This window comes from Olsenella sp. An270 (genome assembly GCF_002159735.1).
Taxonomy (GTDB): Bacteria; Actinomycetota; Coriobacteriia; order Coriobacteriales; family Atopobiaceae; genus Thermophilibacter.
The window spans coordinates 61,456-74,075 of the sequence record NZ_NFJF01000009.1 but is presented as its reverse complement, the minus strand read 5'-3'; the positions used below and the strand labels follow the sequence as shown (position 1 = coordinate 74,075).

The 12,620-nt window shown below is 67.6% G+C and carries 11 protein-coding genes and 1 pseudogene; 3 read left to right on the top strand and 9 right to left on the bottom strand.

Features of this window, described 5'->3' with window-relative positions; genetic code table 11:
* Positions 1–955 (bottom strand): annotated as a pseudogene (locus tag B5F73_RS08980) (hypothetical protein); the annotation flags it as partial.
* Positions 956–1,100: 145 nt separating this feature from the next.
* Here B5F73_RS08980 and B5F73_RS08975 point away from each other — a divergent pair.
* Positions 1,101–2,063, top strand: coding sequence for a WYL domain-containing protein (locus B5F73_RS08975; RefSeq protein WP_087227900.1), 963 nt, complete (start codon positions 1,101–1,103; stop codon positions 2,061–2,063).
* The gene (locus B5F73_RS08970; protein ID WP_087227899.1) at positions 2,053–2,988 is read left to right on the top strand and encodes a WYL domain-containing protein; all 936 of its coding nucleotides are present in this window, start codon (positions 2,053–2,055) and stop codon (positions 2,986–2,988) included. Before B5F73_RS08975 ends, B5F73_RS08970 begins: the two co-directional genes overlap by 11 nt.
* 198 nt (positions 2,989–3,186) lie before the next feature.
* Here B5F73_RS08970 and B5F73_RS08965 read toward each other — a convergent pair whose 3' ends face one another.
* Positions 3,187–6,132, bottom strand: coding sequence for a helicase C-terminal domain-containing protein (locus B5F73_RS08965; protein WP_087227898.1), 2,946 nt, complete (start codon positions 6,130–6,132; stop codon positions 3,187–3,189).
* Between the two features lie 3 nt (positions 6,133–6,135).
* Entirely contained in the window at positions 6,136–7,104 is a 969-nt protein-coding gene (locus B5F73_RS08960; RefSeq protein WP_087227897.1) for a D-alanine--D-alanine ligase, read from the bottom strand.
* 99 nt (positions 7,105–7,203) lie between these two features.
* Here B5F73_RS08960 and rlmN point away from each other — a divergent pair, with 99 nt between their 5' ends.
* On the top strand, positions 7,204–8,274 hold the full coding sequence (gene rlmN, locus B5F73_RS08955) for a 23S rRNA (adenine(2503)-C(2))-methyltransferase RlmN (protein WP_087227896.1): 1,071 nt from the start codon (positions 7,204–7,206) through the stop codon (positions 8,272–8,274).
* A gap of 90 nt (positions 8,275–8,364) precedes the next feature.
* On the opposite strand, the gene B5F73_RS08950 is transcribed toward rlmN, so the two are convergent.
* The 6 genes from B5F73_RS08950 to B5F73_RS08925 all read right to left on the bottom strand — a co-directional run bounded on the left by B5F73_RS08950 (position 8,365) and on the right by B5F73_RS08925 (position 12,618).
* Complete coding sequence (locus tag B5F73_RS08950; protein ID WP_143803177.1) at positions 8,365–8,547, bottom strand: hypothetical protein; 183 nt, start codon at positions 8,545–8,547, stop codon at positions 8,365–8,367.
* 53 nt (positions 8,548–8,600) lie between these two features.
* A complete protein-coding gene (locus B5F73_RS08945; RefSeq protein WP_087227894.1) occupies positions 8,601–9,470 on the bottom strand; it encodes a ParB/RepB/Spo0J family partition protein in 870 nt (289 codons plus the stop codon).
* Positions 9,463–10,263, bottom strand: coding sequence for an AAA family ATPase (locus B5F73_RS08940; protein WP_087227893.1), 801 nt, complete (start codon positions 10,261–10,263; stop codon positions 9,463–9,465). The genes B5F73_RS08945 and B5F73_RS08940 overlap by 8 nt, the downstream gene beginning before the upstream one ends.
* Before the next feature lie 143 nt (positions 10,264–10,406).
* A complete protein-coding gene (gene rsmG / locus B5F73_RS08935) occupies positions 10,407–11,132 on the bottom strand; it encodes a 16S rRNA (guanine(527)-N(7))-methyltransferase RsmG (protein WP_239379856.1) in 726 nt (241 codons plus the stop codon).
* A 102-nt stretch (positions 11,133–11,234) separates the two neighbouring features.
* Positions 11,235–11,795, bottom strand: a complete 561-nt coding sequence (locus B5F73_RS08930) for a R3H domain-containing nucleic acid-binding protein (protein ID WP_087227892.1) — start codon at positions 11,793–11,795, stop codon at positions 11,235–11,237.
* A gap of 64 nt (positions 11,796–11,859) precedes the next feature.
* Complete coding sequence (locus B5F73_RS08925) at positions 11,860–12,618, bottom strand: YidC/Oxa1 family membrane protein insertase (RefSeq protein ID WP_087227891.1); 759 nt, start codon at positions 12,616–12,618, stop codon at positions 11,860–11,862.
* Between the last annotated feature and the right edge of the window lie 2 nt (positions 12,619–12,620).

Genomic DNA, 12,620 nt, shown 5'->3' with positions numbered 1-12,620 from the left:
GGGCAGGGGCGGGCGCGGGCTTCCTCACGACGACGCGGGCGGGCTCGACGTACTCGATCTCGCACGACTCGGGGAGGATGGCCAGGTCCCTCAGGACCTCCTCGCCGTGGCGGACGCCGACGACGGGCTCGGTCTCGTAGGTCTCGACGTACTGCTCCGCCGGCTCCTGGTCGCCCTCGGCGGCCGGCTCCTCCGCGGGGGCGGGCACGGGGCGGGCCTTGGGCTCGGCGCCGCTCGGGCGGACGTTCTCGAGCACGCCGAGGAGCGCCGCGACGGCGGCCTTGTTGTCGTTGGCGCCGTCGGTGCACGGGGCGGTGCGCTCGGCGATCAGGCCGACGGCGGGGACCACGGCGGGCAGCGCCGCGACGACGCCGAGGAGCCACGTGACGATCCGGAAGGGGGCGGGCAGGAAGCCCAGCATCTGGAAGAGGGCGAACACGGCCACGGCGAGCGAGCAGGGCACGCTGAGCCTGCTGGCGAGCGAGAGGTGGGGCGCCACGGGCGAGGTGTGGAGGAAGTTCTCGCGCGGGGAGTCGTAGTGGGCGGCGATGACGATGGTCCTGCTGCCCTTGGTCACGAGGGGGCCGGTCGCGCGGTGGACCGCCACGACGTTCTGGCTCTGGGCGCGCGGCCCCAGCGTGAGGCGCGGCGCATGGCCAAAGAGGCGCGCGACCGAGAGGGCCGCGGGCAGGACGGCGAGCACGAAGCCCACGAACGAGAGCACCGCGACGCCGGTCCCCGCCAGGACCATGCCCACGAGGCAGGCAATGGCGAGGATCGCCGGGCCGAGGCCCGAGACCAGCGGCTCGTCAAACTCCTCGATGCTCGCCTCGACGTCGTGCTGACCCATCAGGTCGGAGATGACCTCGGCCGCCTGGAGCTCCTCCTCGCTGTTCGTGGGGGAGATGCCGATCCTCTCGTCGAGGAAGTCGAGGTAGTCATGTGTCATGGCCATGTGAAGCATCCTTTTCGCAAGTGTCGCGCGCGTTGGTCACGAGCCGTGCATACAATTCAAAGAGTATACGTCTTGTCCATGCTCTACGCAGGAAAGACTCAAGCGACGGCTCAACCGTCGGGACGAACGGACTCGGGGAGGTGGCATGAGGCTCACGCGCGACGACGAGCGGGCGAGAAGGATCTGCTCGCTCGCGCTCGACTTCATGAGCGCGGCGACGCCCATCCCGTCGTCGGAGATCGCCCGGGCGCACTACGCCGGGCTCTCCCCCGACAGCTTCCGGCGCGCCTTCTCGCGCGACCGGGAGGTACTCGCGGCCTGCGGTGTCGCGGTCGTCGAGCGCCGGCAGGGCGGCGAGGAGTCGCTCTGGGCCGCCGACGCCGAGCGCTCGTTCGCACGGGGCGCCGAGCTCGCCCCGACGGACGCCGCGGCACTCGAGCTCGCCTGCCGCCCGCTCGCCGACGACCCGTCGTTCCCGCTCGCCGACGAGCTGCGCCTCGCCCTGGCAAAGATCTCACGGGCCTTCTCCGAGACGCTGGCCGTGGGCAGGGTCCGCGACGGCGGCGCCTCGCGCGCCCTCGGGACGCTCCGCTCCTGCATGACGTCCGGCACCGCGGTGCGCGCGGCCTACGTCGACGCGCGGGGCAGCCGCTCCGAGCGCACGCTCGCACCCTACGGGTTCTTCTCGCTCAGGGGGTCGCTGTACCTGGTCGCGGCGCGGCTCGACGACGAAGCAAACCCGGGCACGGTCAGGACCTACCGCGTCGACCGCTTCGCGTCCGCGCGCCCGGTCGAGGGCATGCGCTTCTCGGTCCCCGACGACTTCTCCGTGGAGGACTGGCGAAAGCTCCCCTTCCAGATGGGCCCCGTCGCGTACGAGGGCCGCTTCGAGGTCCCCGCCGCGGACGAGCCCGACGTGCTCCGGGCCGCCGGCGTGCAGGGGTCCTTCTCGGACGACGGGGACAGGCTCCTCTGGGCCGTCGACGTCAGCGACGAGCGGGCGGCGGCGCGATGGGCCGTTGCGACGGGGCTCAGGCCCGTCGACCCCGCGTCGCTCGTCTCGGCATGGTGCGAGGTGCTCGAGGGGGTGGTCCGCGATGGGAGCTAGGCACGCGGGCGGGCGCCCGGGCGCGCTCGACGAGGCGCGCGAGCTCGTCGCCCTCGTGGCGAGCCTCAGCGAGGCGGGGGACTCCCTCAGCCCGGAGGCCGTCGCCGAGCGGCTCGGGGTGGGCGCCGAGGAGGCCGAGAAGCTCGTCGAGCTGGTCCTCTCCTCGACGCTCGTAGGTGGCGGCGGCCTGCCGCTCGCCGAGGACGAGGGGGCGCTCACGCTCGTCGGGTCGGGCGGCGCGCGCGGGCGGCGCCTGCGGCTCAGCCACGACGAGACGCTCGCCCTCGCGGCGGCGCTCGAGCGCCTCGGCGTCCCCGCAGACGACCCGCTGCGCGAGGGCCTCGAGGGGTCCCTCTCCGCATCGCCCGTCGACGAGGGACTCGTCCGGCGCCTCATGGCCGGCGCGGGCGGCACCGATCAGGTCGCCACGACGCTCTCGGCCTGCGCCCGCGCGATGGCGGCTCGCCGCGAGCTCTACTTCTCCTACCGCAAGCCCGGCTCGACCGAGCCGCAGGCGCGCCGGGCGGCGCCCCTCGGCCTCAGGAACGACGACGGCGCGTGGCTTCTGGACGCCCACGACCTCGACCGCCGCGGGACGCGGACCTTCCGCATCGACCGCATGGGCGACGTCGAGATCGGGTCGCGCGCCTCGGACGAGGACCGCCGGCTGGCCGGGCGAGAGACCCGAACGGTCCGGCTGACGTTCGACGACGCGGGCCTCGTTGGTCTTCTCGCCTGGCATGACCTGCGCGTCGTTTCTGCGCCGGGCACGCTGCCCGTCGTCGCGGAGACCCCCTACTACGGCGGCTCCTGGCTCCCGCGCATGGTCGCCGCCTGCGGTGGGTCGGCGCGCTGCGACGACCCGGAGGTCACGGAGCTCGCCAAGGCGCACGCGCGCCAGCAGCTGGCCGCATCCCGCTCGTAGGCGCCGCGCGGTGCGGCACTCCCGAGGTTATGCGGCGTCCCGCAGGTTATGCGCGAACCGCCGCAAGCCATCTGCCTGCGGAAACGCGAAGGCACCGAGGTTCTTCTCGCCCGGCGATGCCGCATAACCTCGAGGATGTTGCATAACCTGGCGGGGCGGCGGCGCGGGCTGGCCCCACGGCGGGCGAGAAGGACGCCCCTACTCGTGGCCGGCGCGCCAGATCCTGAGGTAGCGCCCGACGTTGGCCGCCTCGAGCCGCGAGACGCTCCTCGACGGCAGCGACTTCACGAACAGGCTCCCGTAGCGCTTGGTCGCCACGCGAGAGTCGGCCAGCACGAGCACACCCGTGTCGGTCGCGCTGCGGATGAGCCGGCCGGCCGCCTGCTTCACGGAGAGCACGGCCTCGGGCAGCGAGTAGCGCCACCACGCGCGGTCCTCGCGCGCCTCCCGCTCGCGGACGAGCGGGTCGGTGGGGCTCGCAAAGGGCAGCTTGGGGATGACCACGCACCGCAGGGTGTCGCCCGTGGCGTCGAACCCCTCCCAGAACGAGCGCAGCGCCATCAGCGAGAGGGTCTTCTCGGCCATGAAGCGCGTGCGCAGCCGGCGCGGAGAGCTCCCCCGCTCCTGGCAAGCCACCTCCAGGCCCTGCGCCGCGAGGCGCGGGCGCAGAGACTCGTAGACGCGCTCCATGTCGCGCCTGTTGGTGAACAGCGTGAGCACCGAGCCGCCCATCGCCACGTGCACGTCGAAGAGCAGCTCCTCCAGCGCCTCGAGGTAGCCGCGCTCGTTGGGTGCCGGCAGGTCGCCGGCCACGACCACGGACATGTGGGCGTCGTAGTCAAAGCTGGAGTCCAGGCGGACGTCGCGGTGCGACCCCTCCGGCAGGTCGGCCAGGCCCACGGCACGGTCGAAGTGCGAGAAGTCGTCGCCCACCGCGATCGTTGCGGAGGTGAAGACCACGCTCTCCATCTCGGGCAGCCAGCGGCTCGCCACCTCGGCGCCCACGTCGAGCTTCTCGGCCACCAGCCGCTCGCTCGCCATCCGCTTGCGGGAGCGCGCGAGCTGGGCGGAGTAGACGTAGCTCTCGTCGGTCCCCTCGCAGATCAGGCGTATGCCGGCGAGAAGGTCGCGCAGCTCACGGGCGTGGTCGGCGAGGTCGGCCGCCTGCTGGGGCGCCTGGGCCTCCATTGCGGAGGAGGCGTCCGCCAGCGCGCGCACGGTCTCGTCGAGCGCGTCCTCGGCGCCCGCGGCCGCGTCGCGGACCTCGGCCCACTCCGCGCTCGCACGAGCCGTGGCGTCCAACCACAGCGTCACGGTGTCGTAGCCGCCGTCGCCGCGCGCGAGCGACCCCAGCTCGTGCACGGCCGAGAAGAGCCCGGCCACCGCCACCTGCGCGCGTGAGGCCGCCGCAGCGGCCTTCGTGAGCAGCCCGACCATGAGCGTGGAGCCCTCGAGCGCCATGGCCTCCACCATCGCGGCGTGAAGCGCGCCGGTCTGCGTCCCGCCGATCCGCTCGAAGGCGGTGCGCGCGTCGGCGCCGGAGACCTCGACGGCCCACTGGCGCCGCGCCTCCGCCTCGAAGGCGTGCGCCTCGTCCACCACCCAGTCGCGGACCGGCGGCAGGATGTGCCCCTCGGCCTCGACGTCGCACAGGAGCAGCGAGTGGTTGGTCACCACCACGTCGGAGCAGTTGGCCCGGCGCCGGGCGCCGTGGAGCAGGCACGTGCCTGAGAAGTACGGGCACCGCCCGCGCAGGCACTCGCCCGAGGTGACGGTGAGCATGCTGCGGGGCACGTAGCGCCAGCGGATCCCCAGGGCGTCGAGGTCCCCCTCGGGCGCCTGGCACGCAAAGGCGTAGGTGACCGCGATCGCGGTGAGCATGTCGCAGCCCACGGCGTTGTCCGAGCGCCCGTCGTGGGGGACCTCCGCGAGCGGCAGCGGCTCCTCGGCCGCGCGGTCGAGACGTCTCAGGCAGGGGTAGTGGTCGTACCCCTTGAGGCTCGTGTAGGTGAGGTCGCCGCCGAGCGCCTCGGCGAGCGCCGGCAGCTCGTGGGAGACGAGCTGGTCGGTGAGGGCGTTGGTCTTGGTCGCCACGCCCACGCTCACATGGTTGCGGCGCGCGTAGAGCACCTCGGGCAGCAGGTAGGCCACGGACTTGCCCACGCCCGTGCCCGCCTCGATCGCGCGGTGCGTCCCGGTGGCCAGGGCCTCGGCGACCTCGCGGGCCATCGCCACCTGCTCGGGTCGGCGCTCCATGTGCTCGTACATGCGCGAGACCACGCCGCCCGGCGCAAACTCGCGCTCGACCTCCTCGACGCTCGGCGCCACCCTGCGCTCGAGCTCGGCCGCGTCGGCCCGTGGCTCGCCCGTAAGTCCGCGCAGCAGCTCGGTGCGGTGCTCCCGCAGCGAGAAGGGCCGCGCGTCCACCTCGGCGGACCCCGCGCCCGAGAGGTAGGAGAACACCGGCCTAAACGGCCAGTCCACCTCGGGGTGCATGCCCGCCAGGCGGGCGAGAAGGGCCTGCGGCAGGTCCGAGAGCGCGAGCAGGAGGATCCTCCACATGCCGCAGAGCGCGTCCACGTCGTCGGAGGAGCGGTGCGTCACGGCCGCGCACCCGAAGGCGGCGGCCATGTCGGCCAGACGGTGCGTGGAGAGCATGGGGAGCGCGATGCGCGAGAGCGCGAGGGTGTCTATCCAGGTGTCGCTCACGGCCGCGCCGCCGGGCACGGCCTCGACGAAGGTACGGTCGAAGGTGGCGTTGTGCGCGAGGACGGGGCTGCCCGCCACGAAGTCCGCGAGCGCGGCGACCGCCGTGCGGGCGTCCGGGGCGCCGGCCACGTCGATGCTGCGGATGCCGGTGAGCCGCTCGATCTCCTTGGGGATGGGCACGCCCGGGTCCACGAAGGTCTCGAAGCGCTCCACGACCTCTCCGCCGCTCATGCGCGCGGCGGAGATCTCGATCAGCTCGCAGTCCTTGAAGGAGAGGCCCGTGGTCTCGGTGTCGAGCACGACCACGTCCTCCTCGAGCGGGCCAAAGTCGGCCGTGCGCGCACGCTCGGCGAGGCTCAGGTAGCGGGCGCGGACGTCGGCGGGCGTCCCCGGAAGGAGGAGCCCCTCGAGCGTCGCGGCGTCGTTTCCGCCCATGCGCTAGTCGTTCTTCTCGGCTGCCTCGAGCGCATACTCCACGAACCGGGTGCAGAGCTCGGGGAACTCGATCCCGCCGTGGCGGGCCGAGTCGGGCAGCAGGCTCTCGGCCGTCATGCCGGGGATGGTGTTGGTCTCCAGGATCACCGGCGTGCCGTCGGCACGGACGATGAAGTCGCTGCGCGAGCAGCCGCGGCAGCCGAGGGCGCGGTGCGCGCGGACGGCCAGCTCCTGGGCGCGGGCGTAGACACCCGGCTCCAGGCGCGCGGGGATGACGTGGTGCATGGCGGACGGCTCGTACTTTACCTTGAGGTCGTAGAACTCCGCTCCCGTCACGATCTCGACGACGGGCAGGGCGTGCGCGTCGTCGTTGCCCAGCACCGGGACCGTGATCTCGGTCCCCTCCACGCAGCTCTCAACGAGCACGCGGCCGCCCTCGCGGCCGGCGAGCTCGATCGCGGCCGCCAGCTCGCCACGCTCGGCCACGCGCGTGACGCCGTAGCTCGAGCCGTTGGCGGCCGGCTTCACAAAGAGCGGCAGGCCGAGACGCTCGACGAGCGAGTCCACGCACTTCTCGGACAGCTCGACGCCCGCCGGGAGGTCGACGCCCTCGGGAACAGGGATGCCCGCGTCGCGGAACACCGCCTTGGCGATCTGCTTCTCCGCCGCGGCGGCGGAGGCGGAGACGCCCGAGAAGGTGTAGGGGATGTGCAGGATGTCGAGGAGGCCCTGGATGCTGCCATCCTCGCCGTAGCGGCCGTGCAGCGCGACGAACGCCACGTCGTAGCTGCCGCCCATGAGACGGGACACGAAGTCGCGCGCGGCGAGGTCGAGCAGGTCGACCGCCTCGAACCCGGCCTCAAGCAGCGCCCGCTGGCACTCCGTGGCCGAGGAAAGCGAGATCTCGCGCTCGTCCGACCAGCCTCCCCCGATCACCGCGACGCGTGCCTTGGTCAACTGCTCTCTGTCCATGGGTGCCCCTTCGGGTCTTGGTCCGTTGCGCTAGACTCGTTCCGATCACTCTTGAAGGAAGAGGATACTCCAAGGACGCGACGCAGGACGGGAGCATCGATGACGACCACGGACAAGACCACGGGGGCCGAGAAGGACGCCCGCCGCGACATCCACTCGCTCACGCGCGGCGAGCTCGCCGAGCTCCTCGGCGAGCTGGGACAGCCCTCCTTCCGCGCCAAGCAGGTCGAGGAGTGGGTCTGGTCCAAGTACGCCCGGTCGTTCGACGACATGACCAACCTGCCCAAGTCCCTGCGCGAGCAGCTCGCCGAGCGCCTCACGATGGGCGCGGCCGAGGAGGTCGCCCGCCAGGCGTCCGCCGACGGCAGCCGCAAGTACCTCCTTCGCCTCTCCGACGGCGTCACGGTGGAGTGCGTGGGCATGCCCTCCCGCGGGCGCCTCTCCGTCTGCGCGTCCACGCAGGCGGGCTGCGCGATGGGATGCGCCTTCTGCGCGACCGGTCGCTCCGGCCTCACGCGCTCGCTCACCGACGCCGAGATATACGAGCAGGTCATGCACGTGCGCGACGACTTTGGCGAGCGCGTCACGAGCGTCGTGCTCATGGGCCAGGGCGAGCCGTTCATGAACTACGACGCCACGCTCGCGGCGCTGAGGAGGCTCAACTCCCCCGAGGGTGCCGGCATCGGCGCGCGTCACCTCACGGTATCCACCTGCGGCGTCATCCCGCAGATCATGCGCTTCGCCAACGAGCCCGAGCAGTTCACGCTCGCCGTGTCGCTGCACTCCGCCGTTCAGAAGACGAGAAACGCGCTCATGCCCGGCGTGCGCAAGTACTCCCTCGTCAACCTCTACAACGCGATGGGGACCTACGTGTCCAAGACCGGGCGGCGCCCCACCTACGAGTACGCGCTCATCGGCGGCGTCAACGACACCGACGCCGAGCTCCAGGCCCTCTGCGACTTCTGCGAGGGCACGCTCGCGCACGTCAACCTCATCCAGCTGAACGAGGTCGAGGGGTCAAAGTTCCGCCCGTCCACGCCCGAGCGGGCCGACGACTTCGTGCGCGCGCTGGCCCGCGTGGGCGTCGAGGCCACGGTGCGGGCCTCCCGCGGCGCCGACATCGACGCCGCCTGCGGCCAGCTCAAGCAGCGCCTCACGCGCGGCCGCTGACGACAGTCCGTCTGACAGGAGAACCTCGCAAAAACCGAGATTTGCGTTTTTGCGAGGTTCTATTTTGTTCAGTGTTAGAACATATGTTCGCTAGTAGCCGAGGGCGTCCCACATCTCGTTGGTCCGCTGGCGGTTGGGGAGACGGTCTATATCGATGTTTTGATGCTCTCCGAGCTTATCGTTGAGCGTTTCGACGGTATCCTTCACCTGGCTCACACTACGCCTCAGCGATGCGCGAGCCTCCTCGGTAAGCAGGATCTGGTAGGCGGCCACACCCGCTCCAGCAGCGAGAGCAGCCAGGATGAGCATGGTCCTCAGGCGTCTCATTACTCGGACCACGTCCCCGGGCCGGCGAGAAGGTCGACGATGTGAGCAAGCTGATCCTCGTCGGCAAACTCGATCTCAATCTTGTTCTTGCCACGAACGTTCTTCACACGGACGTTCGTGTCCAGCGCGAGGCGCATCTGACGTGCGGCGCGCTTGAAGGACTGGGGTACGGGCACCCTCACGGCACGCTCCGTGCTCTCGCTGACAGAAAACAGTGGCGCGAGGCTTTCTGTCTGCCTGACCGACAGACGCTCGTCCACGACCTTCTTGGCAAGCCTGATTCGACCGTCCTCGCTCGGCACGGCCAGAATAGCCCGCGCGTGACCGGCAGACAGGCTGCCCTCGTCAACGAGCTCCTGGACCTCCTTGGGGAGGTCGAGGAGACGAATCGTGTTGGTGATGGCGGAGCGAGACTTCGAGAGAGCCTTTGCGAGCTCTTCCTGCGTCAGCCCCTTCTCCTTGATGAGCTGTCGATAGCCGCGCGCCTCCTCGAGCGGGGTGAGGTCGGAACGCTGCAGGTTCTCGATAAGGGCAAGCTTGAAGACGTCGTCGTCAGAGATGTCGCGAATGGCAACGGGGACCTCGGTGAGTCCTGCGGCGCGGGCGGCTTGGTAGCGGCGCTCGCCTGCGACGATCTCATATACCGCACCCTTCTTGCGGACAAGAATCGGCTGCAGGATGCCGTTCTGCTTGATGGAGTCCGTCAGCTCTGCAAGATCCTCCGCCTTGAAGCTCTTGCGGGGCTGTCCCTTGTTCGGCTTAATCTGGTCGATAGGGAGCGTCGAGTCGGGCCGCATTCCCGCAGTCTCGGCGTCGGCTTCACCAACCAGAAGGCCCAGACCCTTACCAAGTCCACTCTTCTTAGCCACGTGCGACCACCTCTTTCGCAAGCTTCATGTAGGCAAGCGAGCCCTTGCTCACGCGCGCGTACTTTACGACCGGAAGACCGTGACTCGGCGCCTCGGACACCTTCACGTTTCGCGGAATGATCGTCTTGAACATCTTCTTGCCAAAGTACTCCTGAACCTCGTCGACAACCTGCTTCGAAAGCGTCGTGCGGCTGTCAAACATCGTCATGAGCACGCCAAATATCTCAAGCTCAGGGTTCATGCGACGCTTCACCATCTGCATCGACTCCAGAAGCTTAGCGACGCCCTCCAGGGCGTAATACTCGCACTGGATGGGAATGATGAGCGAGTTTGCCGCAATCAGCGCGTTGATTGTCAGCAGTCCGAGAGACGGCGGACAGTCGATAAACACGTAATCAAACTCATCCTTGACCTTCTCGATTGCATCCTTGAGGACGGACTCACGCGCCATCGCTGTGACAAGCTCGATTTCTGCCGTTGCAAGCTGAATCGTCGCCGGAACAATGAAGACATTCTCCTGGCACGTCTCCATAATCGCATCTTCGATGGGATAGTCGTGCAGGATGACGTCATAGACGTCGTGCTCCAGCTCTTCCTTCTCGATTCCGTAGCCGCTGGTCGAGTTTCCCTGTGGGTCAAAGTCCACGACAAGAACCTTCTTCTTGTTCTCGCCAAGACATGCCGACAGATTGATAACCGTTGTCGACTTCCCAACGCCGCCCTTCTGGTTGATGACAGCGATTACCCTGCTGTCGCGCTGTGGAAGTCCGCGCTTCACGTCTTTGTAGTTCATTTGACCTCCGTTTGTTGTGAAAGCACTTCTTGAGAGCATGATACGGGAATGTTCCACGTGAAACATCCCTTTTCTCACTCTTTTTTCTGAGTGGTTCGCCTTGAATTTGATTTACCGATGTTTCACGTGAAACATGACGCTTGTTATACGCCGAGCGGTTGACTCTTTGCGAGTCCAGTTCTGCGTGGAAGCTTAATCTTGCTCTTGCCGACCTTTTTGTAGATGAGAATCTCACGATGACCTAAATCATGAGGGAGTTCGAATGTTTCACGTGAAACAAAGCTCAACCCACAAAGTGCGGCAGCCTTCTCGGCTTCTGTAATCTCATCATCCTCAGGTCGGCCCTTCTCAACCACCAGCACACCGTTCTGGGAGAGGAACGGCGTTGCGTACTCAATCAGGACGTTGGTTCGCGCAACGGCACGAGCAAAGACAACATCCTGTGAGAAGGTAAGCTCCCGAGCCACCTCCTCGAGTCTAGCATGTCGCGTAGAGACGTTGCCAAGCCCAAGCTCTGCAACAAACTCAGCTACCGCATCAGTCTTCTTGCGGACAGAGTCAACGAGAAGAGCCTGCGCTCCCGTCACCACGGCAACAGGAACGCCTGGGAAGCCGGCTCCCGTACCCATGTCCAGAATCTTGGAGCTCTCATCCACGTGAAGACTGTTGGACACAAGAGGAAGCAACGAGTCGACGAGGTGGAGCGTGATGGCCTCGGACGGATTGGTGATTCGTGTCAGGTTCACGACCTTGTTCTTCTCGATGACAAGACCAAGGTAGGAGACAAGCATCTGTGCCTGTTCCTGTGTGAGGGAAATGCCAAACTGAGAGAGCTCGTCAATCAGCTGCTCGACAAGATGCTCGTCCACCGTCACTCCGTCCTGACAAGAATCCACGTATCAGAAGAAATTGTCACAGAAAAAGGGAGAGCACTCAACATGCTCTCCCTTGAAAGTCCTCTGTGAAGGAGGCTAGCGCACGGCGGTAATCACAACGCGACGCTCGGGGTCCTCGCCCTCGGAGTGGGTGACCACGCCGTCGTCGTCGCGAAGCGTCAGGTGGACGATGCGACGCTCGTAGGCGTTCATCGGGGAGAGGGTGACCTTGCCGCCGCGCTCCTTGGCACGCGCTGCGGAGCTCCTGGCCATGTCCTCGATCTTCTTGCGACGGCGGGACTTGTAGCCCTCGATGTCCACGACGATCGGGTAGTAGAACTTGATGCGGCTGCTCATCAGCGAGGTCAGGACCATCTGGAGCGCGTCGAGCGTCCTGCCGTGGCGACCGATGAGGACGGCGAGGTCTCCGCCGTTCACGTCGAGGATGAGCTCACCGTTCTCCCCGTCGTACTCGTCGATGGAGGACTCGGTCTCGCCAAAGAGGGCGAGGATTCCTCGGAGATAGCTCACGGCGAGGTCGGCGATCTTGTCCATCTCCTCGTCGGCGAGTGCCTCCCCGGACTCAAAGTGCTCGCGAATCGATGCGAACTCGTCCTCGACGAGCTCCGCCTCGTTCTCCAGCTCTTCCTCAGACATGTCGTCCTCCGAACAATAATCTAATTACTTCACCAGAAACACAGGAGCTAGATTGCTCTTGGTGTTAGTTCTTCTTGTGCGGACGAGGCTTCTTCTCGCGACGCACGACGTCAACCTCGACCGGTCGGTTGGCCGCCTCGGCCTCAGCCTCTGCCTTGGCCTTCTCCATGACGCGCTGCGTGATGAGACGCTGCTGGACGACCTGCCAGAGCGCGGAGGTAACGTAGTAGAGCAGGACGGCCGCGGGCACGCCCCAGCCAAACATGAGCATCATGACGGCCATGACGCCACCCATGGTCATGGTCTGCGAGCGCTGCGAGGAGTCCTGCATCGAGGTGTTGAGCACCATGGGGATGAAGGTCAGCACGCCAAAGAGGATGTCAAAGATGATGTAGGGCGCCGCGACGAGCCAGCCGCTCTCGGCGACCACCGTGGAGCAGGAGGTCGCGATCGAGGGGAGGATGTTGTAGAAGCAGGCGTCGGCGGGGACGGCCTGGACCACCGAGAAGAGGCCGAAGAAGATCGGCATCTGCAGCAGCAGCGGTAGGCAGCCGCCGAGCGGGTTGAACTTCATGTCCGCGTAGACCTTGCGGAGCTCCTCGCTCTGGCGCACGGGATCGTCGGCGTAGCGCTCCTGGATCTCCTGGAGCTTGGGCTGCATGACCTGCATGCGCGCGGTGGAGCGCGTCGAGTGGGCCATGAGCGGCGTGAGGATGAGGCGCACGATGACGGTCAGGATGATGACCGCCAGGCCCCAGTCGCCGACGAAGCCCTCGATGCCCGCGAGCACCGCGGTCAGGAAGTCAATAAACCATTCCCACATGG

Bases quoted from the DNA above. Each gene is read 5' to 3' on its own strand.
- B5F73_RS08975 (WP_087227900.1), top strand. From the start codon at position 1,101: ATGAGGCTCACGCGCGACGACGAGCGGGCGAGAAGGATCTGCTCGCTC.
- rlmN (WP_087227896.1), top strand. From the start codon at position 7,204: ATGACGACCACGGACAAGACCACGGGGGCCGAGAAGGACGCCCGCCGC.
- B5F73_RS08930 (WP_087227892.1), bottom strand. From the start codon at position 11,795: ATGTCTGAGGAAGAGCTGGAGAACGAGGCGGAGCTCGTCGAGGACGAG.
- B5F73_RS08960 (WP_087227897.1), bottom strand. From the start codon at position 7,104: ATGGACAGAGAGCAGTTGACCAAGGCACGCGTCGCGGTGATCGGGGGA.
- B5F73_RS08940 (WP_087227893.1), bottom strand. From the start codon at position 10,263: ATGAACTACAAAGACGTGAAGCGCGGACTTCCACAGCGCGACAGCAGG.
- B5F73_RS08925 (WP_087227891.1), bottom strand. From the start codon at position 12,618: ATGTGGGAATGGTTTATTGACTTCCTGACCGCGGTGCTCGCGGGCATC.
- B5F73_RS08970 (WP_087227899.1), top strand. From the start codon at position 2,053: ATGGGAGCTAGGCACGCGGGCGGGCGCCCGGGCGCGCTCGACGAGGCG.
- B5F73_RS08965 (WP_087227898.1), bottom strand. From the start codon at position 6,132: ATGGGCGGAAACGACGCCGCGACGCTCGAGGGGCTCCTCCTTCCGGGG.